Here is a 22,396-nt window from a genome sequence, read left to right as displayed (position 1 = left end):
TGGATTTTGCGGGGGGGGGGGGTATTTTATGGTAATTGCTCAAAGAAAATGATAGAATCTGTATTTAAATTTCATTAAATAGGGACAAAATGAATCTACAAAATAAAAAAGTCGCCATAGTTTTAGCAGGAGATGAGAAGTTAGACTTCGCGATTGCAAATGTGATAATCGGGCTTAAGAGATACAATGAATCCTTGATTGATAGAGTTTTTGTTTATACAGATATGCCACAAGAGAAAAGGGATAAAATTTCTCTGATTTGGAGAGATAAAATCGCTTTTGTTGCCTTTGGCTATGAGGATTTTGAAAGGGGGTTTAGTTGTGCAACAAATGAAGAAATACCAGAATGTATCGCACAAGATAAAAGATTTGGGCATCATATTTACGCGAAATTTTATTGTTTTGATTTGTTGCGGGATTATGATTATGTGATTTGGCTTGATTCTGATGTGTTGGTGCAAAATTCCATTGAAGATATTTTAGCAGTAGATACAGACTTTAAATGGGGCAATGGACAGAGAAAACAAATAGAAGCTTATTTGAGTAATTTTGCAGAGATTAACGAACAAGAAATAGCTAAACCCAATGGCGGTGTTATTAGCTTCTCAAAGAATATTTTAAGAAAAACTTCCATTCCTTTAAGGTTAGAATGCTATAAGATTGTTAGTCGTTGTTATTCTTTGGGGGTTTTATCGGAAGTAGCAATGAGTGATGAAATACCCTTTGGAATTATTGCCTATGAATATCATTTAAGTTTTGCTCCATTGCGTGTCGCGAATATTGCTCCTTATAGCCCTCATTGCTCTAAAGATGTCGCTATTATTCACGCAGTGAGTGGTTCTAAATTTTGGTCCTCTGCTTTTAGTTCTTTACTCTTTGGAGAGTGGTATGTTAATCATAAAGAATGGGAGAGAATCTCACAACAAACGAAGGAATTTGAATATAAAAAAAGCAATCTCCCAATAGAAAATCTAGGAAATCTATATGGATTTTTATTATCTTTGCATTACTTGACACCTTTGATTTTGAGATTAGAAAAAAGGATTTTTGGTGATTCTGCCTATCTTTATATTTCTCCCAAATTAAATGGTGTTGTAGAAATTTATTCTCATTTGCTGATAAAAGAAATATTCTATTGTTTTGTGTATAAACATCATTATGGTGAGTGGGATATTTCTTGTGAATTGCAACTTGTAGTGCAAAGATGCAAAGAGGAAATAAAATTTGATGAATTTTTGCTTATTTTACAAAAAATTGCACAAAAAACAGGATTAAAACAGCGAATCATCAAAGATAAGAATAATCAGATACAACAATGTGTATTTATGAAAAATGTGAATCTTAAAAATGTAGAGGAGTGTATCCAAGAATTTTTATTTTTAAAATCGGTGAGTTTTATGCCGATTTATCAACATTTATTTAAAGAGAATAGGGAATCTAGCAGATATGAAACATTTTTTACCGCTACTTCTCGTGTCCAATCCCATCTTAGCTACCAATTAGGACAAATCCTCCTTAAAGATTCTAAATCTTTCTTTGGAATCTCAAAACTCCCTTTTAAGATTCTATGGACAATACTAAAACACAAAAACAAACAAAAACAATATCAAGAAAAAATCACAAACAACCCTTGCTTAAAGCTTCCCCCTTTAGAATCCTATCCTGACTACAAGCAAGCCTTAAAAATCAAAAATTATTTCTCTTACCAATTAGGAGAAGCATTCCTTACTTCTATCTCTGCGGGGGGGGGGGGGATTTCTCACCTTTATCCGCAAAGTGCGTAAGTTAAAAGAGGAGCATAAGAAAAAGAGTTAAGATTCCATAGCGAATTTACTTTATGTAAGATTGTAGATTGCTATGAAATGTGAGGACGAGACGAAGAATCTCGCCTTATCCTTGCTAAATAGAGAGTTTAAAGTTTTTAAAGATTCTCGCAGTAATCTTTGATTCTTTGAATCCCTTTGTCAATACTATTTAAATCTGTGGCAAAGGAGAATCTAAAATAGCCGTCCATTCCAAAGCCAATTCCCGGAACGACAGCCACGCCAGCATATTCTAACAAGTTTTTGCAAAATTGCATAGAATCTTTAGAAATCTCTGCACAATGAACAAAAAGATAGAACGCTCCATCGGGTTTGCTAGCTTTTAACCCTTTAATGGTATTAAATCTTTCGCAGGCAAAATCTCTCCGCTCTTTAAAAGCTTGACGCATTATCTCAATTTCTTTATCTGCACTACCATTTAGCCCAGTAATTGCGGCTTTTTGTGTGATAGAGTTGATATTGGAGGTAGAATGTCCTTGTAGTGCATTAATGAGTTTGCAAAGTTTTTGGTCTTTGCTCGCTACATAGCCCATTCGCCAACCAGTCATTGCGACTGCCTTACTGAGCCCATTAACGGTAATTGTGCGCTCAAGCATATCTTGACTAAGGCTAGCAGGTGAGACAAAAGTGCCATCATAAACCAATTTTTCATAGATTTCATCGCTAAGCAACCAAATATTTGTGTCTTTTAAAATCTCTGCAATTTCTTCTAACTCTGCTCTAGAATACACCATTCCTGTGGGATTGGAGGGTGTTGTAAGCACTAGCATTTTTGTTTTAGGCGTTATGGCGGCTTTTAGCTGTTCTTTTGTGATTTTGAAGTTATTTTCTTGTGTAGTCTGGATAAAGATATTCTTGCCACCGCTAAATGTAACAAGCTCGGGGTAAGTTACCCAATAAGGTGAGGGGATAATCACTTCGTCGTCCTTTTCAATTAATGCTTGAAATACATTAAAAAGTGAGTGTTTCGCCCCGCTATTTACAATGATTTCTTTGGTGGAATATTCTAAATTATTATCCCGCTTCAACTTCACGCTAATCGCATTTAAAAGCTCCGGGATTCCAGCGACTGCAGTATATTTGGTAAAACCCTCGTTGATTGCTTGGATTGCTGCATCTTTAACGACTTGGGGAGTATCAAAATCCGGTTCACCCGCAGAAAAAGAGAGAATGTCTTTTCCTTGTGATTTTAGTTCTCGCGCAAGTGTGCTAATTGCAAGAGTGATAGATTCTGATAGAGCAGTGATTCTGCTTGCATAATGTGCCTGCATAGTAAGTCCTTATTGATTAGGTAGATTGAAACGCAATAATAATCTTAATTTATTGAAAATTTTATAAAAGTTAAGAGAATTGTTTAACTTTTGTAGGCTTAGAATCTCTTTGTATTTTTGGTAGAGATTCTACTAAATTTCGCCCTTATGCTTATTGAATTTAAAAGTATTTAGCATTAATGACTAATTAATTTTTAGTCTAATAGACTAAGATTTAATGAATTTTTTTACTTAATGTATTGACAAAGTAAAGTTTTTGCATTATAATTCCGCTGTTTTTAAAAAATATTTAATTTTTGGAGGTAATTCTTATGAATTTCAGACCACTTGGAGAAAGAGTTCTAGTAGAAAGACTAGAAGAAGACACAAAAACTACTTCAGGAATTATTATCCCTGATAATGCGAAAGAAAAGCCGCTTGAAGGAATTATTCAAGCAATTGGTAGCGAAGTTAAAGATGTAAAAGTAGGTGATAAAGTTGTTTTTGGAAAATATTCTGGCACTGAAGTGAAACTAGAGGGAAAAGAATATTTGATTTTAAAGCTTGAAGATGTTTTAGGCGTGAGAGCTTAAAAGAAAATATATAATTAAGGAGATAAAAATGGCAAGTAAAGAAATTAATTTTTCAGACAATGCAAGAAATAGATTATATGAGGGTGTAAAACAGCTAAATGACGCTGTAAAAGTAACAATGGGACCAAGAGGACGCAATGTGTTGATTCAAAAAAGCTTTGGTGCGCCAAGTATTACAAAAGACGGCGTTTCAGTAGCAAAAGAAATTGAATTAGCAGACCCTATTGCAAATATGGGAGCGCAACTTGTAAAAGAAGTCGCAAGTAAAACCGCAGACGCAGCAGGTGATGGTACGACTACGGCAACGGTTTTAGCATATAGTATTTTCAAAGAGGGTTTGAGAAATATTACTGCAGGTGCGAATCCTGTGCAAGTAAAGCGTGGAATGGATAAAGCAGCAGAGGCAATCACAGAAGAGCTTAAGAAAATTGCTAAACCTGTTGCGGGTAAAAAAGAAATTGCACAAGTAGCAACAATCTCTGCAAATTCTGATTCCAAAGTAGGCGAACTCATTGCGGAAGCTATGGAAAAAGTTGGTAAAGATGGCGTTATTACCGTAGAAGAAGCAAAAGGAATCAACGATGAACTAAGCGTGGTTGAGGGTATGCAGTTTGATAGAGGTTACCTTAGCCCTTATTTTGTAACCAATAGCGACAAAATGGAAGCAGAGTTAGAGCAGCCCTATATTTTGCTGACAGACAAAAAAATTACTTCTATGAAAGACATTTTGCCACTTTTAGAATCTACAATGAAAAGCGGTAAGCCACTTTTGATTATCGCAGAAGACATTGAGGGAGAAGCTTTGACAACTTTAGTTGTGAATAAATTACGTGGCGTATTGAATGTTGCTGCAGTCAAAGCTCCCGGATTTGGTGATAGAAGAAAAGAAATGCTAAAAGATATTGCAACTTTAACAGGTGGCGAAGTGATTAGCGAAGAATTGGGTAAAACACTAGAAGCTGCGACAATTGCAGATTTGGGGCAAGCGGCTAGAATAGTGATTGATAAAGACAATACAACAATTGTAGATGGTGCAGGTCAAAAAGATGCCGTTAATGCTAGAATCGCACAGATTAAAACACAAATCCAAAGCACTACAAGTGATTATGATAGGGAAAAATTGCAAGAAAGACTTGCAAAACTTAGCGGCGGTGTAGCTGTGATTAAAGTAGGTGCGGCAAGCGAAGTAGAAATGAAAGAGAAAAAAGACCGCGTTGATGATGCGTTAAGTGCAACAAAAGCAGCGGTTGAAGAGGGTATTATTATCGGTGGTGGTGCGGCACTTGTGCGCGCAGCAGCGAAAGTTAGCCTAAAGTTAGAGGGTGATGAAAAAATTGGCTATGAAATCATTAAACGCGCAATTTCTGCTCCGATTAAACAAATCGCAACCAACGCAGGCTTTGATGATGGTGTCGTGGTGAATAATGTAGAAAAAGATTCTAATGTAAATCACGGCTTTGACGCTTCTAATGGTACTTATGTGGATATGTTTGAAGCAGGAATCATTGACCCGCTAAAAGTTGCAAGAATCGCGCTTCAAAATGCAGTTTCTGTTTCTAGCTTATTGCTTACAACGGAAGCCACAGTGCATGAAATCAAAGAGGATAAACCTGCAATGCCAGATATGAGTGGTATGGGCGGAATGGGAGGTATGGGCGGAATGATGTAATTTCGTCCCCTTTTGCAATGATAAGCCTTTGCGTCATTGCAAATCCTCCTTTAAGACACAAATTTCTTCATATTTTAATTAACGCAAAGATAGCGAAACAATCTACAACATAGAATCTCATTTTTTTAAGTTTTTGGTATTTTATGTTTATCTAAGCTCGGATTCTGCGGGGGGGGGGGGATTTATTGTAATAGCTTTTAAAAAACTATACAATATACCCTTTGAATACAAATAAATATAAACAAGGAATAAAAATGGTATGGAAAGACGAGGATTTATCGGAAGTAAGTCAAGCAATAGAATCGCAAGAAAATGTGTTATTTATGGATTTGCAGCAAGAATACTCAATAGAATCTCTTAGGATTTTTTATGCCAAAGATTCTTTAGCTCTAGCAGCCAAAAACAAAGAATTTTTAAGCGTAGAAACTTCTTGTGATGGTAAGGTTTGGGAAAAGTTAGGTGGCGAATTATTAGATAGCATAGAAATATCCGATTTCTTGGAGATTCCGATTTATCAAGCCCTTAATGCGCGTTATATAAAAATATCCCACCAGCCGATACCATTAGATTTTAAGGTTTTTATTCGTAAATATTCGGGATTATTTATAAGTCCTACACAAGCGGGGTGGGGCGATAGAATGATTGCGATTCTAAATTGTATGGCTATGGCAAAATACACAGGATTTAAATGGGGGACATTGTAGCGATACAGAAAAGGCTCAAACTTCAATCAAACCGGAATCAATGTGATGAATATTGAAAGTGCGGAGGAGATTTTTGCCCCCGATTTTATCCAAAGTTATGTGTATGCAGGAAAGATTCCCAATAATGACATTTATGGGACAAAGCCGGGTGCAAAATCTTTAGACGACTTTTTAGTAAAGCCCTATCAACGCTCTTGGGGGCATTATTTTTATCATGGTGAATTAAATTATGAGGGATTACCAAAGGATTACGCAAAAGATTATCCAAGTTTTTGGCGAAAGATTGCCTTTAGTGAAAAAATCCAAGTCCTCTTGCAAGAGGCAGCACAAAATGCAGAGAATCTCAAAAGCAAGATAGGCAGGGAGTATCTCTCTATACATATACGAAGCGGAGATATTGTGTATAATCCTTGTGGCGCGTTTTGGTTTTACAAATACACGCCCGCAGAAATTGCTATGGAGCTGATAGAGCAAGCGATACAAAAATCTCAAGCTATTTTGCTTTTTGGCGAGGATAGTCAGGAAATAGAGGCTTTGGTAGAGTATTATGGGAGGAATTATCCCCACATTTATAATTCTAAGGAGTTTCTAGGCAAAAACTTGGAGAATGAGACGCAAATCGCACTCCAAGAGATTATTTTAATGTCTCATTCTTGCGAAATCTACACCAATGGTGGAAGTGGTTTTGCAAGGCTTGCAAGCCTCATAGGTTTGGGACGAGAACCCCAAAGCTGGTCAAAAATCTTTAGCAAAGAGGAGCAGTATAGAATCCTAAAGAAAAATGCCAATAAGATTCTATTTAAGCCTTTGCAAAATTCTTATAGCAGAATGTTGCTTGCTGCATTGCATTTGGAACTTTTCCCGCAAGATTTGGAATCCCTGCTTAGAATTGTGAAAGAAGCAATTGTTTATAATGACAAAGTTGCAACCTATCATTTTTTTGAGGCAATGATTTTGCTTGCTTTAGATAAGGAAGCAAAGGCGGAGGCAAAGGCAAAATGGCTCTTTGAGAAGTTTGATGTAAATACAATCTTTACAAGAGGGGCTTTTGATGGCTTTTTGGGTCGTAATTTTATTGCACGCTTTGCATTGAAGCAGTATGAGAAATTTTTGTCTTTGCAAAAGACAAGTGTGTATTTGAATCTCTTGGCTTCCAAGCTTTTTGGGATTGAGTTTGCGTGGAGAGCACAGAGTGTAGATTCCAAAAATACTACCTTCAAGGGACATTATCTCTCGCTTATAAAATCTATACCCCAACAAAACCCAATTCAGCAAAGTAGCCTAACAGGCGCAACTCTACGCTTCCAATCCCATTTAGCCTACAAATTAGGCAATGCAATGATTCTAAACTCCAAAAGCTTATGGGGAATGATACGCTTACCTTATGTTCTAAGCTATATTAAAGAATCCCATAAGATAGAACAGCAACAATATCAAGAAAGAATCAAAAAGAATCCAAAACTAAAACTTCCTCCTCTAGAATCTTATGCAGACTATAAGGAAGCAATCCAAATCAAAAACTACACTTCTTATAAACTAGGCGAAGGTTTAATTGCTGCGAATCGTGCGGGGGGGGGGGGCAATATTGCTTTATTTGCTCAAAGCCTTTGTGGCTAAAGTCTGTGGGTTAAAGGTGGTGTGAGGAAAGATTACCTTGCAAATAGCGAAGCAATCCATAATCTCTCATAATTTAAAGATTCCATTGCAAAGATATTCATTTATTGTTTGATTATAGATTGCCACGCCGATAAATCGGCTCGCAATGACGAAAAAATATAATACTGAAGCAATCCACCCATTTGGTATTAAAATTTTTAAAAATCTTTGATTTAAAATCAACAAATTTAATAGGATTATTGTAGAATATCATCTTCTAATTGAGGTGATAAGGCAAGATAAATGGATAAAAATTTATGGAATCTCAAGCCACTTTTTGGCGAGGAGGAATCTCTGCAAGAAGCGATAAAAAAGGGCATAGAGCGCGCAAAAACATTTGAGAAACTTTATAAGGACAAACTTTTTGAATTAACCCCAGAAGCGTTTTATGAGGCAATGAAAACATACGAAAGTATTTGTGAGAGTCTTTCGCGCATTATGACTTATGCTTTTTTGCGTTTTGCTTCCAATACCAAAGAGGGTGCATTTTATGCGGATTGTGAAATGCGGGTAAATGCTGCACAAGAATCACTTTTGTTTTTTGATTTAGAGTTTAATGCGCTTGAGGTAAAAAAGCAGCAAGAATTTATCCAAAACTCAAAAGAATATGCTTATTATTTGGAGCTTTTGAGTAAGAATTCTAAACATCAGTTGAGTTTAAAGGAAGAGAAAATTTTGCTAAAAACGCAGCCTGTAAGTGTGGATAGCTTTAAACGTTTGTTTGATGAGCATTTAAGTCGTTTGCGTTTTGGAATTACTTTGGACGGAAACACAAAAGAGGTGGGTGAAGAAGAGGTTTTGAGTTTATTATATGATAAAGAAAGAGAAGTGCGCAAGAGGGCGCAAGAATCCTTGAGTGAGGGCTTAAAAAAGAATCTTGATTTATTGACTTATATTTATAATATTGTGCGCAAGGATTTAAAAATTACCACCGAGTTAAGAAATTATACAAACTTGGAGGAATCACGTCATTTGGATAATCAAACGACACAAAAAAGCGTGGATTCTATGGTGAAAACCATCAATGAAAATGTAAGCATTGTAGAGGAATATTACACGTTAAAAGCTAAGATTTTAGGATTAGAAACGCTTTATGATTATGATAGATATGCGCCGATTTCTTGTGGCGAAGATGTAGAATTTACCTATCAAGAATCTAAAGCAATCGTATTGGAGGCTTTCAAAGAGTTTTCTCCCCGATTCCATAGAATCGCAACGCGTGCTTTTGAGGAAGGTTGGGTGGATTCTCACCCAAGAGAAAACAAGCGCGGTGGGGCTTTTAGTCATAGTTGTGTGCCGAGTGTTCATCCTTATTTAATGTTGAATCATACAAATCGCAGGAGAGATGTCTTTACAATGGCACACGAGCTAGGTCATACGATTCATCAAACTTTATCTTATCAAGTGGGTTATCTTAATGCAGATACGCCTTTAACTACGGCGGAAACTGCTTCCGTATTTGCCGAAATGTTGCTTTTTGAAAAAATGAAAAAGAATCTGAATCCAGAGCAAAAAATTGAATTGTATGCGGGTAAGTTAGAAGATGTGTTTGCAACTCTTTTTCGCCAAAATGTTTTCACAAATTTTGAACGTTTGGTACATAGCAAAGAAGGAGAGCTAGACAAGGAAGAGTTTTGCGCACTTTGGCAAGAAGAAAATCAAAAAATGTTTGGTAAAAGTGTGGTTTTGACACCAAATTATCGCTTGTGGTGGTCTTATATTCCGCATTTTATTCATACTCCTTTTTATTGTTATGCATATAGTTATGGGCAACTTTTGGTTTTTGCACTTTTTGGAGTTTATCGGTTGAATCCCATAGATTTTGTCTCAAAATATGAAGAGTTTTTGAGTCTTGGAGGCAGTAAATCTCCCAAAGAGTTGGTGGGGATTTTTGGCTTAGATATTGAAAGCAATGATTTTTGGCAGATTGGTATGAATGAAGTGAAACTGCTATTAAAGGGTTTAAGGGAGATTTTGTAAGGAGGGATTATGGAGTTTTTGCTAAAAGATAAGAAAATAAAAGAATTATTAAGAAAACATTGTTATGAGGTTTTGGAATATTTAATCCAAAAAAAAGTGAATTTTTCTATTGTATGTAATGTGCGTCGCGTCAAGTTTGAGCCAGAATTACCGGATTCTATTCGTGGTTCTTTTAGTGATTTGACGGTGTTTATTTTAGCCGGTTATACTTTTGAAAGCTTGGAACTAGATTCAAAGAATCTTTATTTTGAAGCAGGGTTTGGTGAAGAGAATTTGGGCAGTTTTGTAACAACACCTTTGGATTCTATCGTGCAGATTTTATTGCCCAATGATGAGGATTTGCGTGCAGATTTTTGCGTGTTTGTAAATCTTTTTGCGACATTTGCAGAGTTAGAGCAGACAAAAAACGGAGAAGAGGAGGGGATTCATAGTTCTATGAAAGCACTTTTAGCAAATCCAAAAAACAAAAGGTTTAAAAAATAATTTGCTATACTTTAAAGTTTAGTGTTTATGGGAGAAAATATGGATAAGAAAATTAATTTAGAATTGTTCCGTTTTGATGTTAAGACGGATTATCTGCCTTATTTTGCAAAATTGATAGTGAAAATTAATGGACAAAAGTCATTATTGGATTTGCTAGCTATTGTCCAAGAAAATGTGTTAGAGTATGGTTATAATGCGTATGGATTTAAGATTAATGGTGTGGTGGTGTTTGATTTTGGTCTTAAGATAGAGGATTTGATTAAAAGATTTGGATTAGAATGGAGGATAGAGCCACTAAATCCGCATTTGGCTTTGAAAGATTTAATTATTGATGTTCAGCCATTTTTGCAAAAGTTAGAATTGCTCAAGCAAGTTGGGCTAGATGAGTTGGCGCAAGAAGAAGTGCAAAGCATTCTTAAAGATGTGGAGTTTAAGGGATTGAAAGCATTGGATATAGAGACGCAGACCATCAAAGATGCTTTTTTGCTTTCTTTTTTGCCTTTTGCCTATGCTACGCCCTTAAGTGTTGAGAATCCAGAATATTTAGGGGAGGCATATTTTATTTTGGTAGCCTCCTTATATGCCAAACATAAAACTTTAGAAGTTTTGGAAACGATTTGCGGATTGGAAAATGGAATCTTCAATGCGCAGAGTTTGCAAACTTATCTTTTTCCCCAAAATCCAAAGTTTGACGCGTGTATTAATGAGTTAAAGCAAATCGTCTTTGAAAGAAGCGAACTCTCGAAGATTCAGTCTTTTAAAGCAAAATTGCTCAAAAAAGTTAATTTTTAAGGAAAATAAATGGAATCTTTTATTTTATTGCATAATAATTTATATCCAAAATCCTCTCATCTTTTGATGTCAAATTTCAAAGTTCTTTTAGAGAAGCTACAAATTCCTATTGAAAAAACTCAAACTCTCGCGCTAGAGGGCAAATTTTTGCCTTTTATTGAGAGGGTGAAATATTATCAAAAACTATTTCTTTTGCTTTTGGAGGCTCAAGAAACGAATCACAAAATACTTCTCTGCGATTCTCAAAGCCTACTAGAGATTAAGAGATTTTTAAAAGCCCTTTATGAGGAAACAGAATTAAGGGAATCTCTTATCAAAGAATGTGGTGTAGAAATTGATATTTTAAGCTTGGAAAATTGCTTTGTTTTTGCTCCAGAAATTATGCTAAACGCACTTAAAGATTCACATCTAAAATCCAAATGTTGGCAGGGATTTAAATGCGCTTTGATATTGGATAGGGAGCTTGAAACTTGGGCAATAGAATCCCAAATCATTGTAGGTTTAGAGGAGATTACGGGGTTAAAGATCATGCCATTTTTTAAAGAGAGCTATGCGTATTTGATGCAAGTTAATCAAGTATTGGCTTACAAAATGGGTGCAGCGGATTATTATGAAATGGTAGATAGTGGCGTAGATTTTATTTTGACGCCAAATATTGGCAATTTTGAATTAATGGACCAAAATGCGGTAGAGTTGAAAATCGCAAGCGGTCGTGATGATTTAGAGATTCCATTGCTTTTTATACCTCAAGTGATTTTGGCTCTTTTTGAGGAAACAGCATCTTGTAATGCTTTGCAGTTTAAAGAACATAAGATTCTACCTAGAATGCTCTAAGAAAAACAATGATTATTGCGCTAAAAGTTATTATTTCTCTTGGCATTGCGATGATTTGGTATAAATTAACTTCCAATCAAGAGGTTGCAATTTTCTTTTTTGTGTTAATGTTGGTTATTTTTTTTATTCGTCCTATTGCTTACCAAAGTCCGACAGAGCGGCAGGAATATTTGGAGAAATTTAAACGTTCTAGAGAACGTCAGATGAATTTGGAGCGAATGCGCAAGGAGGAAAAGAAAAAATCCTTAGAGGAGAAAAAAAAGAGAATGGGTGTCAAAGATGAATAAAAAAGAACACAAAAATTGTTTAATGTTGCTTCAAACGACGACTACGACAGCAAATGCCGAAGTTTTGATTGAAGTTGCTTTGCAGTCCAAACTTACTCCCCGTATTCAGCAAGCAGAGATTCAAAGCCATTATTTTTGGCATCATTCAACCAGTCAAAATTTATTAGAAGTTTGCCACGAAAAAGAGATTTTGTTGAGTTTTAAGGTGTTTAAACAGGATTTTAAAACTTTGCGTAGGTTAATTTTGCAACATCATTCTTACGAGATTCCAGAAATTGTTGGTATTAAATTAAGTCAAGTTTCTAAAGCTTATAAAAAGTGGTGTCAAAAGACTAAAAAGAAATAGAATCTTGCGCAAAAGAGATTTGGTGGAGCTGTGGGGAATCAAACCCCAGTCCAAAAACTAGACCAACAACAGCCGATATACATGCTTATTTGGATTTTAAATCTTTCTTAAAAACACCAAACTTCCAAAAATAATGCTTCAAGGCAACCTAAACTTAAACTTGCATTCGGTAGTGCAAGGCGCATCTAGCTAAAATGATGTTTTTGAAAAGTCGCTAGAATCCTTGTTCAAAAACAGCTCCAAAAGCTAATTAAACTTACGCAACTTTAGCGTAAGCAGGAGCGTAATTTGCGTTGTTTGCGTTTATATTTATATGCTAGTTTTACGACATAACACAAGTCGGCATGCAGCTAGAGCTATCTAATTCTTGTCGAAATTCAAGTCAGCCCCAAACAACAAAGTAGGGATTCTAACGCAATTTCTATAAAATATTTATAAAGATTTTATTTTCAAAAGAGTTTCGCAGCATTTTAGAATAAAAAATTATATTTTATTGTAAAATGTAGTTTCAAATCATAAGTGATTTCACAAAGGACAAAAATGAGTATGCAAAATGCAATAAAGTCTATTACCACGACGCAAATTTCACAAAAAAAAGGCGTAGAGAAAATCACTATGCTAACAGCCTATGATGCATTAATGGCGAAAATCTTTGATGGTGAAGTAGATATGATTTTGGTAGGGGATAGCTTGCAGATGAGTTTTTTTGGTGGGCAAGATACCTTAAGCAGCACTTTGGATTCTATGATTTATCATACACAAGCAGTTTGTAATGGAGCAAAAAAAAGTTTGATTGTTTGTGATTTACCCTTTGGAAGCACGACGACATCTCATCTTGCATTGCAATCTGCAATTCGCATCTATAAAGAAACAAAAGCACAGGCAGTGAAACTAGAGGTTGGCTTTGAGGGTATAAAAAGCATTAAAATGTTGGTTGAAAATGGAATTGCTGTAATGGCGCATATTGGCTTAAAACCACAATTTGTTCGCAGTGAGGGAGGATATAAAGTGCAGGGTAAAACGCAAGAAAATATAGAATCCCTCATCAACCTTGCGCAGGATATTGAACGTAGCGGAGCGTTTAGCATTTTGTTAGAGGGAGTAAGAGCGGAGGCTGCCAAACAGATTACGCAAAGCGTTAAGATTCCAATTATTGGTATTGGAAGCGGAGTAGATGTAGATGGGCAAGTGTTGGTGTGGAGTGATGCTTTTGGATTTTTTGAGGAGTTTAAACCCAAATTTGTGCGTCAATATCTCAAAGGTGCGGAGCTGTTGCGTCAAGGTGTGCGCAAATATGTTGAAGATGTCAAAAGTGGGCATTTTCCAAGTGAGCAAGAAAGTTATTAGGGGGAATCTTGGAGCGCATTGTAGAGATTGAAAAACTATCCTTAGAAAAAGAGGAAGACATACGTTTGCGTCCTACTTGTTGGGACGATTATATCGGGCAAGAAAAACTTAAACGAAATCTACAGGTTTTTATTACTGCGGCAAAAATGCGCGGGGAGGTGCTAGATCACCTTTTGCTTTTTGGTCCCCCGGGTCTTGGCAAGACGACTTTGGCATATATTATCAGCAATCAAATGCAAACTTCTATCAAAGTAACTGCTGCTCCAATGATTGAAAAAGCAGGAGATTTGGCTGCAATTTTGACAAATTTAAGTGAGGGAGAGATTTTATTTATTGATGAGATTCATCGTTTAAGTCCAGCAATTGAGGAGATTTTATATCCCGCAATGGAGGATTTTAGATTAGATATCATCATCGGTAGCGGACCTGCGGCTCAAACGGTGAAAATTGACTTGCCGCGATTTACACTCATAGGAGCAACTACGCGCGCAGGAATGATTAGCAATCCCTTGCGTGATAGATTTGGAATGCAGTTTCGTATGCAGTTTTACGAAAAAGAGGAGTTAGCGCGTATCGTGAGGATTGCTTCAATGAAATTGCAAAAAGAATGCTCCAATGAGGGGGCATTAGAGATTGCTAGACGCTCAAGAGGGACGCCTAGAATCGCATTGAGATTGTTAAAGCGCGTAAGGGATTTTGCAGAAGTAGCACAAGAGGCAATCATCACGCAAGAACGCACGCAATATGCACTCAATGAACTTGGTGTCAATGAATATGGGTTTGATGAGTTAGATTTACGATTCTTGAAGATTATTTGTGAGAATCGCGGACGCCCTATCGGACTTAGCACGCTTGCAGCAGCAATGAGTGAGGACGAGGGAACGATTGAAGATGTGATTGAGCCTTATTTGCTTGTCAATGGATATTTAGAGCGCACTGCACGTGGCAGAATCGCAACGCAAAAAACCTATGAATTGTTTTCTTTCAGAGAAGCGGGAAGTTTGTTTTAGTGTAGAGATTTTTTTATTATCATTGCAGTGTAAAATCTTGCTTTAAATCCTTTTTGAGATTCCATTTCAACGAAGTCTTACAATGACAATTTTCTATTGCATAGAATCTTACAATAAAGATTAGCAGATTGTTACGATTCCATAAGTGGAATCGTAACGGCAAAATATATGCAAGGACAAGAGGATTTAATCAAGTAAAAACAATTCTAAAGGATATTTTTTACCTGAATCTTTCAAATCCAAATATGCACGCACTTTTAAAAGTTCGTTTTGAGGGTATGTATTTAGACGTTCTTTGGCTTCATCAATCATTTCTAGCTCCAAAAGCACATAAAAATATGCAATTTCTGCTAGCTCATCTTGGTTTGCGAGATTTTCAAATAAGCTAACCCAAGCCGCAGGCTCGTAACATTCTTTTAGTTTTTGAGACAAGTGCAAATAGTCTTCTTTGCTGTATTTTACTTCTGTGCAAAGCTTGGCAATTTCATCATTGCTGAAGTTGATTTTGTTTGCATAACACATTCCTAACATTTCATTTGCAAGATCTTTGTTGAATTTGATTTCGCCAATAAATTGCTTGATTGTTTTTGTCTCTCCACAATTGAGTAGTTTTTTGAAAGCCTCGCGTTTAGATTCTTCATCATAACTTGATTTTTTTAATACCTCTGTGGCAAATTTTTCATCACTATGGATTTGATTAAGTATATTTTGATTCATAAAAGGAGATTTTTCTCCAGGGTTGAATTTTTTAAGATTGACATATTCACCTCTTTTTAAGTCGCCAAGAAGCTCAATGAGTTCGTCTAATCTTGTTTCGCCACTTTTAAGAGCAATTCCCTCTTTGATGTCTAAGGTTAGATTTCCTAATAAAATAGAAAGGCTTTTATAGCGATTCATTGTAGGTTGTTTGAGTGGAACATCTTTGCTAAGAAGTTGGTTTTCTATTTGTTCTAAAAGTATTTTATAGTCGTGTTTGTATTTTGTGCGTTTGCGCCACATACGATAAGAACCGCCAATTTCTAAAAATATGACGATGATAAAAAACACGATAACAGGAACAACAAACCATATTGCAACAGGAAGTGTAATGCTCTGTGTGCTAAATGGAATCATAAAGGTAAAGCTTGCACCACTAAGACTATAAACATAAAGCCCTAAAAGAACGATGAATACGAATAATGCCCCAATGTAATATTTGAATTTCATTTTTGGTCCTTTTCCTTTGAATCTTTTTCAATAATTTTTCGGCATACTATACAATATTTTGCATGTGGTTTTGCTTTTAAACGTTGGATTCCGATTTCTTCATCACACATTTCACAGATTCCATAGATGTCTTTTTCAATTTTTTCTAATGCTTGTTCAATGTATTCTAGTTCCAAAAGATGCCTTTGCGAGATAGAGCTATCTAGCGCATTTCTAATCTGCATTGCTGCATAATCTGCCTCGTTGATATGGTTGTTTTGAATATGTTCCATTGTTTGTTTGTGTATGGAATTGTTATCCAAAATTGCTTTTTTCCTATCTAATAAATAAGTTTTTAAGTTGTTTAATTCACTTTGACGCATTTTTTCTCCTGTCATTTGTGATATGGATGATTATAGATGATACAAAATGCACGATAAATCTGCTCACTTAGCACGACTTTAGCAACTTTATGGCTAAAGGTAAGGGGTGAGAGTGAAAGCTGCATATGGCAAGATTGAATAAAGCTTTTTTCTAATCCATACGCACCTCCAATGAAAAATGCAAGATGACTTTGGTTTTGCAGAGTTTTTGAAAACTCAAAAGAATCTAGCATTTTGGCATTTGGACTAAGGGCGATTCTGTATTGATTGGGTTTAAAGGTTTTAAGAAATTCCTTTGTGTAGGATTTTTGCGCTTCCTCTGCTTCTTGTTTTTGGCTCAAGCTAATGGCTTTGCAAAACAAATTAATAAATTCTAATTTTGCACCAAATTGTCCGCATAGTGTTGCAAATTCTTCGCATAATTGGTCACTCAAATCCTTTTGACTTTTGGCAATATAATAAACAATTATTTTAATCATAAGCTTAAAGGATTCTTATTTTTGGATTGAGAATCTTTTAAAAACGATGAGTTTTGAAGAGAGAATCGGAGGCTTTGTATCATTTAAGATTCCACTTTAAGGTATTTCAATGCTTGGGCAATTGTTTGTTTCATTTCTTTGCGCTGCACAATCATATCAATAAGTCCGTGCTCTAGCAGAAATTCTGCTGTTTGGAATCCTTGTGGTAAATCTGTGCCAATTGTTTGCTTGATAACTCTTGCACCAGCAAAACCTATCATCGCTCCGGGTTCTGCCATTATCAAATCGCCCAAAAAGGCAAATGAGGCACTTACGCCCCCCATTGTGGGGTCGCTTAATACAGAAATAAAAGGCAAACGCGCCTCACTTAACACATTGAGTGCCGCAGAAGTTTTTGCCATTTGCATAAGCGAATAAGTAGATTCTTGCATTCTCGCCCCGCCACTTGCGCTAACAATCACTAAACCTTGCTTTTTTTCTATTGCACGATGAATTGCACGCACGATTTTTTCACCTTCCACCGAAGCAAATGAGCCTCCCATAAAATTAAAATCAAACAGAACAATTTGTGCATTAATGCCATCAATTGTGCATTCTCCGCTAAGAATTGCGCTTGGACGCCCGCATTTTTTGGTGTATTCTTCTATCCGTTTTTTATAGCTTTTTTTATCCACGAAATCTAAGGGGTCATTGGGTGCTAAATCTTTGTCAAACTCTACAAAACTTCCTTCATCGCACATTAGCGCGATTCTATCTTCTAAGCCAATGCGCATATGGAAATTGCATTTAGGGCAGGTGTGGTGTTGGGCAATGATTTCTTTGTAATACATTAACGCATTGCAACTTGGGCATTTTACCCAATGACTTGGGGCTTCTTGTGGCACAGCCCTATCTTCTTTTTTAAAGTTTTTGAAAAAATCTGCAAATCCCATTTGATTTCCTTAAGACTGAAAAATAGTTTCGCGATTCCATATTTTTGGAATGGCATTTTTGCAAATAATAAATTTTGTAAAAGTTTAAATTATATAAAATTATGTGTTAATTTACACTTTAAAGAAGTAAAATATGCAGATTTTCACAGGAGATTCAAGCATAACGCTTTATAATGCACAATTTGATGAATCTTACCATAATGCCAAAGATGGCGCATTGCAAGAGACTTTGCATAAACATATTTTACCTGCACTCTTTTTGTGTGCAAAAGAGCCGATTTTGAATGTGCTTGATATGTGCTTTGGGCTTGGATTTAATACTCTTTGCTTAAGTTTAATGGCGCGTTTGCAGGGATTTGAGGGTAAGATTGTGATTCACTCTCCTGAATTGGATTCTGCCCTTTTACCAAAACTTTTAAAGCACCCTTATCCACAGGAGCTAGAATCCGAGCGAGCCATCTTAGAATCCCTAGTAACTACGCATTATTACAAAAGGCAAAATCTTGAGATTATTTTGCATTTGGGCGAGGCAAGGGAGATTTTAAAGAGTTTTTTACTTTCCAATCGTCTTAAGATTCCCTTTCATTGCATTTTTCAAGACCCATTTAGCCCTGTAAAGAATCGCAACTTATGGACTTACGAATATTTCAAGATACTTTATAAAATCAGTGCAGAAAATGTTATTATCACGACTTATAGTCATCATTCAAGTATGCTGTATTCCGCGTTTCTTGCTGGATTTTATGCTTATAAATTGCAGCAAAAGTGCGTGCGCGATTCTATTGTTTTTACCAAAACTCAAGAGATTCCTACTTTGGCATTAGAAAATATTTTGCAAATTACTCCTGTGAATCTTGCACACAAAATCAAAACAAACCCTAATCTTTGGGGATTGTATGATGAGTAAAATTTATTTTTGGATTGAGATTTGATAGCATATTTTTTATTTGCAGGTGTTATGCTTGCGATTTATTTGCGTCCTTTTGGGATTCCGATATGGCTAGTAAGCGTATTTGGAGCATTGTTTGCTTTGGCGTTTGGAATCGTAAATTTGCGTGATGTGTGGTTTGTATGGATAATGGTTTGGGATTCTACATTGGTTTTGGTGGGGCTGATTGTTTTGACGCTTGCGCTAGAGCGTATTTTGTTTTTTGACTTTTTAGCCTATAAGATTCTATGCTTTACTGGAGAGAATAGAGAGTCTAGTGATAAGGGCAGAATCTTTTATTGCAAAAGTTGGAAACTATTTATCTTTTTAATTCTTTTTGGGGCATTTTTGGCAATATTTTTAGCAAATGATGGAGCAATTTTAGTGCTTACACCTCTTATGTTTGCGCTTTTCCCACATAAAAGAGGGAATTTTTATGCGCCTTTAATTATTTTTTTGCTTTTTATGGGATTTATCAGTGATTTTGCTTCCAATCTTTTTGTGCTTTCAAATCTTACAAATATCCTTACTGCGTCCTTTTTTGCGATTCCTTTTGCAGAGTTTCTGCGCTTTATGGCTTTGCCGCAAGTGTTTGCAATCCTCGCTTCTCTTTTGGTTTTTTGGTGTTTGTTGGGGTTAAAATTGCCCCAAAAACTAGTGCTAACAAGCCATTTCAAGCAAGAATCTTTGAGTAAATTTGGAATTTGTTTTTGTTTTGTCTTGCTTGCTCTTTTGCCAATTTGTGCGGCGATTGGAGCGTATTTTGAGATTCCACTTTGTTTTTTTGTCGGATTTTGTGCAATTTTGGCAGTGGGTTATGGAATAAAACTAGGTAGAATTGCACCGCTTCAGCTTCTTAAAGAATCGCCTTTTAGTGTGGTAGTTTTTAGTCTCGGGCTGTTTGTTGTGGTTTTTGGGCTTAAAAATGCGGGATTGTTGGAGATTCTACAAATTGGAATTGTGAAGATTATGGAGTTAGAAAGATTCTTAAATCTCCTTAGCATTGGGTTTTTAAGCGCATTTGGAAGCAGTATTATTAATAATTTACCTATGGTAATGCTTGGAGATTTGGCTTTAAAAGAAGTGGGTGATTCGGCTTTGGTCTTTGCGCATTTGCTTGGTTGCAATATCGGCTCTAAATTCACGCCCATTGGCTCGCTTGCCACGCTGTTATGGCTTGTAAGCTTAAGGCGGTATGGAATCTTGATTCCGATTTTTAGATATTTGGCACTTGCCTTTTGTTTTAGTGCAGTTGTGCTGTTTTGTGCTATTGTGGGATTGTATTTTTCTTGTATTTTTTGGGTGTAAAGAGTGAGGAAATTTCAAATATCCGCAATTTGTTGTATAATCTAAAATTAATTTTAAAAAATGAGGTATGCAAGTGGGGAAATCTATCGGCAGCTTTACTTTTTTGTTGGGTTTTGTATTGTTATGCGTAGGTGCAAAACTATATGCTACACATAATGAGTGCTGTGAAATAGCAGACGAACCTGAATTGCGTGAATATATTAGTAAAGATACGATAAATTTTAACAAAAGGAGTGAGTGGGAGGGAATATGGGGTGAGCTGAATCAATGCGACCCTTTAGAGGGTGTATGTTATGCAGAAAATGCTTTAAGCATTTATGATTGTGATAGTAGTAAGGGCACTTGCATACTTAATCATATCACTACCAAAAAGACAAATCCTGCTTATACAAAAAGAGAATCCATAAATTGCAATGAAGTTACATTTGAGGGGATAGAGATTCTTGTTTCTGCGCATCAAGCTAAACCGAATGAATCTTATTTTGAAAGAATGTGTTCTGAATTTCAAGGGGAGGACAAAGAATCTTGTCGCCAAAAGGCAGATTTTAGTCTTATTAAAAATGAAAAAGGCATTACTTTTACTTCTTCTACCTTGTTGGATTCTAAAGTCTGTTATTTGAAAAATAAAAATCAATATACACCGCAAGAGGCTTTAAGTCAAATTGGAGATATGCCACAAGGAACTTTGAGTGGGTTTTATCCGCCTCTTAACGCGAGCTTTAATTGTGCTAAGAGTGGGCTAAGTAAGACAGAAAAAGGTATTTGCAATAGTTTTGTAACTATAAGAGGTGATTATATTCTTAATCAAATGTATAACTATATTTATGATTTTGCGTGGAGTAAAAGCGATAAGCAAAAGCTCAAAAAAGAGCAGTTAGAATGGATAAAAGAACGTAATCTTGTATGTAATCAACAAGAAAAGCCTGACTCACTAACCTATTGTCTTTTTATCAGAAATAATGAACAGATACGTAACCTACAAGCCATTATAGATGATGAGGACGATTCTACTATTAAAACTCCCCAACGCGTGCATATGGAGTTTGTTAGTTCTACAGGAGCGGTAAAAATCTATGAGAAACCTAGTCTAAACTCTAATGTGCTTCACACCGCAATTTTAAATGATAAGGCGACGATTGTTTTAATGGCTAAAAATTCTCATTATGGTTTCACAAAAATTTGGTTTTTGGAAAATTACAAGGAAGATGGCAGTATGAGACGATTTGTAGGTTATGTGCAAAATGCCAATATCAAAAGATAAAGAGTAATCCTTTGCGCCTTAAAGATTGAAACAATAGAATCTTATTAGTGTGCGGGAGATTAGAATACTTCCCATAAAGCCTCATTGATTTCATTATAAAAGAATTCTTGTGAATAGCCGCCTAAATCTATAAATTGTTCATACATCACTTGATTAATACATTCTTCATTTCCTTTGCAAGATTCTCGCTTTTTCAAGCAATTTCTTTGAATATTTAGGAGTTTTTTTATCATTAAACCCTTTTGTTTATCTAATTTTTGTTGCAAGGCAATGAGTAGGTTTGAGTCAAGCTTAGAAATATCAATATATTCCTCACTATGAGGCAATGTAAAATCACTTAAATCCATCCCCTCTATCCATCCCCTCGTGCCAAAATACAATGTATTATTCTCTCTATCTTGGTTAGCTAGTGCAGGATTAGAACAAATGCTCTTTTCGCTCGCACTTCTTGCCTTTGTGCAGTCAAATCCAGCTTTAAGCTTATAATATTTATCAGTGATATAATATTCTTCACCCACATCAAACTCACATTCTTGCTCTAAAAACGCACAGGCTTTATTTACCTTTTGCTTCTCTATATTAATATATAAGTATTGAGCATCTCTTTGTGCCATAAGGGCGCATTGTGGAAAAGCAGGGAATAGAATCTGTGCTTGCGTAGGGCTTAAAGGCTTTAAAAGTGCAATGGGCTCATCTTTGCTCTCATTATCTCTATAACAAGAGCCTTCATTCCCCCATTCCCTAAGCCTTGCCCCGCCATTTATTGCTTTTTCAAGTAGAAAGCCTAGTTGTAAAGTGTTTTTATTGTGCTTTAGAATCTTTATACTAAAAAAGTTGCTGCTTAGCCTTGATGTGCCAGAAAGTGGCGCATAGAAATAATCACTTGCAAAAAATTTCTCTATATCACTCCAAGATTTTAAATAAGGATTTGTGTGTGTTTGTTTTGGTGTGTCCTTTTGACTTGCGAGGCTAGAAGTTGCTAAAAATACCACTGCAAACAAAGAGATTGTTAAAAAATAATGCTTATTCTTTATAGGAACTCCTTTTAGCTCTATTATGCTTGCGCTTTTTGAATAGTATTTTACCAAAAAATAGTTACGATTCCTTGCGCATAACTTTCAAGTTTATTGTAAAATACGATAAGGC

22 protein-coding genes and 1 other RNA gene are annotated in these 22,396 nt (G+C 35.8%); 16 read left to right on the top strand and 7 right to left on the bottom strand.

Features of this window, described 5'->3' with window-relative positions:
• Positions 1–89 precede the first annotated feature (89 nt).
• Positions 90–1,784 (top strand): glycosyltransferase, encoded by a 1,695-nt coding sequence (locus tag CQA43_RS01270; protein WP_115550795.1) that lies wholly within the window; start codon positions 90–92, stop codon positions 1,782–1,784.
• A 137-nt stretch (positions 1,785–1,921) separates the two neighbouring features.
• On the opposite strand, the gene CQA43_RS01265 is transcribed toward CQA43_RS01270, so the two are convergent.
• Positions 1,922–3,094 carry a pyridoxal phosphate-dependent aminotransferase gene (locus CQA43_RS01265; RefSeq protein WP_115550794.1) on the bottom strand — a complete coding sequence of 391 codons (1,173 nt, stop codon included), beginning with the start codon at positions 3,092–3,094 and terminating at the stop codon, positions 1,922–1,924.
• Positions 3,095–3,405: 311 nt separating this feature from the next.
• Between CQA43_RS01265 and groES the strand changes: the two genes are divergently transcribed.
• The 10 genes from groES (at position 3,406) to cutA (ending at position 12,417) form a co-directional block, all read left to right on the top strand.
• Positions 3,406–3,666 (top strand): co-chaperone GroES, encoded by a 261-nt coding sequence (gene groES, locus CQA43_RS01260; RefSeq protein WP_115550793.1) that lies wholly within the window; start codon positions 3,406–3,408, stop codon positions 3,664–3,666.
• Between the two features lie 28 nt (positions 3,667–3,694).
• Positions 3,695–5,335, top strand: coding sequence for a chaperonin GroEL (gene groL / locus CQA43_RS01255; protein ID WP_115550792.1), 1,641 nt, complete (start codon positions 3,695–3,697; stop codon positions 5,333–5,335).
• A 254-nt stretch (positions 5,336–5,589) separates the two neighbouring features.
• Complete coding sequence (locus CQA43_RS01250; RefSeq protein WP_115550791.1) at positions 5,590–6,039, top strand: discoidin/SUN/FTP domain-containing protein; 450 nt, start codon at positions 5,590–5,592, stop codon at positions 6,037–6,039.
• 45 nt (positions 6,040–6,084) lie between these two features.
• Entirely contained in the window at positions 6,085–7,656 is a 1,572-nt protein-coding gene (locus CQA43_RS09440) for an O-fucosyltransferase family protein (protein ID WP_245944184.1), read from the top strand.
• Between the two features lie 282 nt (positions 7,657–7,938).
• On the top strand, positions 7,939–9,675 hold the full coding sequence (locus CQA43_RS01240; RefSeq protein ID WP_115550790.1) for a M3 family oligoendopeptidase: 1,737 nt from the start codon (positions 7,939–7,941) through the stop codon (positions 9,673–9,675).
• 9 nt (positions 9,676–9,684) lie between these two features.
• Positions 9,685–10,158 (top strand): hypothetical protein, encoded by a 474-nt coding sequence (locus CQA43_RS01235; RefSeq protein WP_115550789.1) that lies wholly within the window; start codon positions 9,685–9,687, stop codon positions 10,156–10,158.
• Between the two features lie 39 nt (positions 10,159–10,197).
• On the top strand, positions 10,198–10,950 hold the full coding sequence (locus CQA43_RS01230) for a DUF5644 domain-containing protein (RefSeq protein ID WP_115550788.1): 753 nt from the start codon (positions 10,198–10,200) through the stop codon (positions 10,948–10,950).
• 9 nt (positions 10,951–10,959) lie between these two features.
• Entirely contained in the window at positions 10,960–11,784 is an 825-nt protein-coding gene (locus tag CQA43_RS01225) for an HdrB C-terminal domain-containing protein (RefSeq protein ID WP_115550787.1), read from the top strand.
• Positions 11,785–11,792: 8 nt separating this feature from the next.
• Entirely contained in the window at positions 11,793–12,071 is a 279-nt protein-coding gene (locus tag CQA43_RS01220; RefSeq protein WP_115550786.1) for a hypothetical protein, read from the top strand.
• Positions 12,064–12,417: a divalent cation tolerance protein CutA gene (gene cutA / locus CQA43_RS01215; protein WP_115550785.1), complete on the top strand. Its 354-nt coding sequence runs from the start codon at positions 12,064–12,066 to the stop codon at positions 12,415–12,417. The genes CQA43_RS01220 and cutA overlap by 8 nt, the downstream gene beginning before the upstream one ends.
• Positions 12,418–12,437: 20 nt before the next feature.
• Here the strand turns inward: cutA and ssrA are convergent.
• Positions 12,438–12,807, bottom strand: a transfer-messenger RNA (tmRNA) gene (gene ssrA / locus CQA43_RS01210).
• Between the two features lie 150 nt (positions 12,808–12,957).
• Here ssrA and panB point away from each other — a divergent pair.
• Together panB and ruvB are read left to right on the top strand one after the other, a co-directional pair.
• The gene (gene panB / locus CQA43_RS01205) at positions 12,958–13,764 is read left to right on the top strand and encodes a 3-methyl-2-oxobutanoate hydroxymethyltransferase (RefSeq protein WP_115550784.1); all 807 of its coding nucleotides are present in this window, start codon (positions 12,958–12,960) and stop codon (positions 13,762–13,764) included.
• An 8-nt stretch (positions 13,765–13,772) separates the two neighbouring features.
• Entirely contained in the window at positions 13,773–14,774 is a 1,002-nt protein-coding gene (gene ruvB, locus CQA43_RS01200) for a Holliday junction branch migration DNA helicase RuvB (RefSeq protein WP_115550783.1), read from the top strand.
• A 186-nt stretch (positions 14,775–14,960) separates the two neighbouring features.
• Here the strand turns inward: ruvB and CQA43_RS01195 are convergent, their stop codons facing one another.
• The 4 genes from CQA43_RS01195 to accD all read right to left on the bottom strand — a co-directional run bounded on the left by CQA43_RS01195 (position 14,961) and on the right by accD (position 17,753).
• Complete coding sequence (locus CQA43_RS01195) at positions 14,961–15,980, bottom strand: hypothetical protein (RefSeq protein WP_115550782.1); 1,020 nt, start codon at positions 15,978–15,980, stop codon at positions 14,961–14,963.
• Positions 15,977–16,342, bottom strand: a complete 366-nt coding sequence (dksA, locus tag CQA43_RS01190) for an RNA polymerase-binding protein DksA (RefSeq protein WP_115550781.1) — start codon at positions 16,340–16,342, stop codon at positions 15,977–15,979. The genes CQA43_RS01195 and dksA overlap by 4 nt, the downstream gene beginning before the upstream one ends.
• Before the next feature lie 11 nt (positions 16,343–16,353).
• The gene (locus tag CQA43_RS01185; RefSeq protein WP_115550780.1) at positions 16,354–16,821 is read right to left on the bottom strand and encodes a 23S rRNA (pseudouridine(1915)-N(3))-methyltransferase RlmH; all 468 of its coding nucleotides are present in this window, start codon (positions 16,819–16,821) and stop codon (positions 16,354–16,356) included.
• A gap of 83 nt (positions 16,822–16,904) precedes the next feature.
• Positions 16,905–17,753: an acetyl-CoA carboxylase, carboxyltransferase subunit beta gene (gene accD / locus CQA43_RS01180; RefSeq protein ID WP_115550779.1), complete on the bottom strand. Its 849-nt coding sequence runs from the start codon at positions 17,751–17,753 to the stop codon at positions 16,905–16,907.
• Between the two features lie 133 nt (positions 17,754–17,886).
• Here accD and CQA43_RS01175 point away from each other — a divergent pair, with 133 nt between their 5' ends.
• The 3 genes from CQA43_RS01175 (at position 17,887) to CQA43_RS01165 (ending at position 21,250) form a co-directional block, all read left to right on the top strand.
• Complete coding sequence (locus CQA43_RS01175; RefSeq protein WP_115550778.1) at positions 17,887–18,660, top strand: MnmC family methyltransferase; 774 nt, start codon at positions 17,887–17,889, stop codon at positions 18,658–18,660.
• A 21-nt stretch (positions 18,661–18,681) separates the two neighbouring features.
• Complete coding sequence (locus CQA43_RS01170; RefSeq protein ID WP_245944178.1) at positions 18,682–19,989, top strand: arsenic transporter; 1,308 nt, start codon at positions 18,682–18,684, stop codon at positions 19,987–19,989.
• A 67-nt stretch (positions 19,990–20,056) separates the two neighbouring features.
• Positions 20,057–21,250, top strand: coding sequence for a lysozyme inhibitor LprI family protein (locus tag CQA43_RS01165; RefSeq protein WP_147290076.1), 1,194 nt, complete (start codon positions 20,057–20,059; stop codon positions 21,248–21,250).
• A 59-nt stretch (positions 21,251–21,309) separates the two neighbouring features.
• Here the strand turns inward: CQA43_RS01165 and CQA43_RS01160 are convergent, their stop codons facing one another.
• Complete coding sequence (locus tag CQA43_RS01160; RefSeq protein ID WP_115550776.1) at positions 21,310–22,338, bottom strand: lysozyme inhibitor LprI family protein; 1,029 nt, start codon at positions 22,336–22,338, stop codon at positions 21,310–21,312.
• Positions 22,339–22,396: the final 58 nt, after the last annotated feature.

It is taken from the genome of Helicobacter ganmani (assembly GCF_003364315.1).
GTDB lineage: Bacteria > Campylobacterota > Campylobacteria > Campylobacterales > Helicobacteraceae > Helicobacter_D > Helicobacter_D ganmani.
Note: the sequence above shows the minus strand (reverse complement) of the source record. Positions and strands in the feature narration are given on the sequence as shown.

Coding starts and splice junctions, on each gene's coding strand:
- CQA43_RS01270 (WP_115550795.1), top strand. CDS start 90: ATGAATCTACAAAATAAAAAAGTCGCCATAGTTTTAGCAGGAGATGAG.
- CQA43_RS01265 (WP_115550794.1), bottom strand. CDS start 3,094: ATGCAGGCACATTATGCAAGCAGAATCACTGCTCTATCAGAATCTATC.
- groES (WP_115550793.1), top strand. CDS start 3,406: ATGAATTTCAGACCACTTGGAGAAAGAGTTCTAGTAGAAAGACTAGAA.
- groL (WP_115550792.1), top strand. CDS start 3,695: ATGGCAAGTAAAGAAATTAATTTTTCAGACAATGCAAGAAATAGATTA.
- CQA43_RS01250 (WP_115550791.1), top strand. CDS start 5,590: ATGGTATGGAAAGACGAGGATTTATCGGAAGTAAGTCAAGCAATAGAA.
- CQA43_RS09440 (WP_245944184.1), top strand. CDS start 6,085: ATGAATATTGAAAGTGCGGAGGAGATTTTTGCCCCCGATTTTATCCAA.
- CQA43_RS01240 (WP_115550790.1), top strand. CDS start 7,939: ATGGATAAAAATTTATGGAATCTCAAGCCACTTTTTGGCGAGGAGGAA.
- CQA43_RS01235 (WP_115550789.1), top strand. CDS start 9,685: ATGGAGTTTTTGCTAAAAGATAAGAAAATAAAAGAATTATTAAGAAAA.
- CQA43_RS01230 (WP_115550788.1), top strand. CDS start 10,198: ATGGATAAGAAAATTAATTTAGAATTGTTCCGTTTTGATGTTAAGACG.
- CQA43_RS01225 (WP_115550787.1), top strand. CDS start 10,960: ATGGAATCTTTTATTTTATTGCATAATAATTTATATCCAAAATCCTCT.
- CQA43_RS01220 (WP_115550786.1), top strand. CDS start 11,793: ATGATTATTGCGCTAAAAGTTATTATTTCTCTTGGCATTGCGATGATT.
- cutA (WP_115550785.1), top strand. CDS start 12,064: ATGAATAAAAAAGAACACAAAAATTGTTTAATGTTGCTTCAAACGACG.
- panB (WP_115550784.1), top strand. CDS start 12,958: ATGAGTATGCAAAATGCAATAAAGTCTATTACCACGACGCAAATTTCA.
- CQA43_RS01195 (WP_115550782.1), bottom strand. CDS start 15,980: ATGAAATTCAAATATTACATTGGGGCATTATTCGTATTCATCGTTCTT.
- dksA (WP_115550781.1), bottom strand. CDS start 16,342: ATGCGTCAAAGTGAATTAAACAACTTAAAAACTTATTTATTAGATAGG.
- CQA43_RS01185 (WP_115550780.1), bottom strand. CDS start 16,821: ATGATTAAAATAATTGTTTATTATATTGCCAAAAGTCAAAAGGATTTG.
- accD (WP_115550779.1), bottom strand. CDS start 17,753: ATGGGATTTGCAGATTTTTTCAAAAACTTTAAAAAAGAAGATAGGGCT.
- CQA43_RS01175 (WP_115550778.1), top strand. CDS start 17,887: ATGCAGATTTTCACAGGAGATTCAAGCATAACGCTTTATAATGCACAA.
- CQA43_RS01165 (WP_147290076.1), top strand. CDS start 20,057: ATGCAAGTGGGGAAATCTATCGGCAGCTTTACTTTTTTGTTGGGTTTT.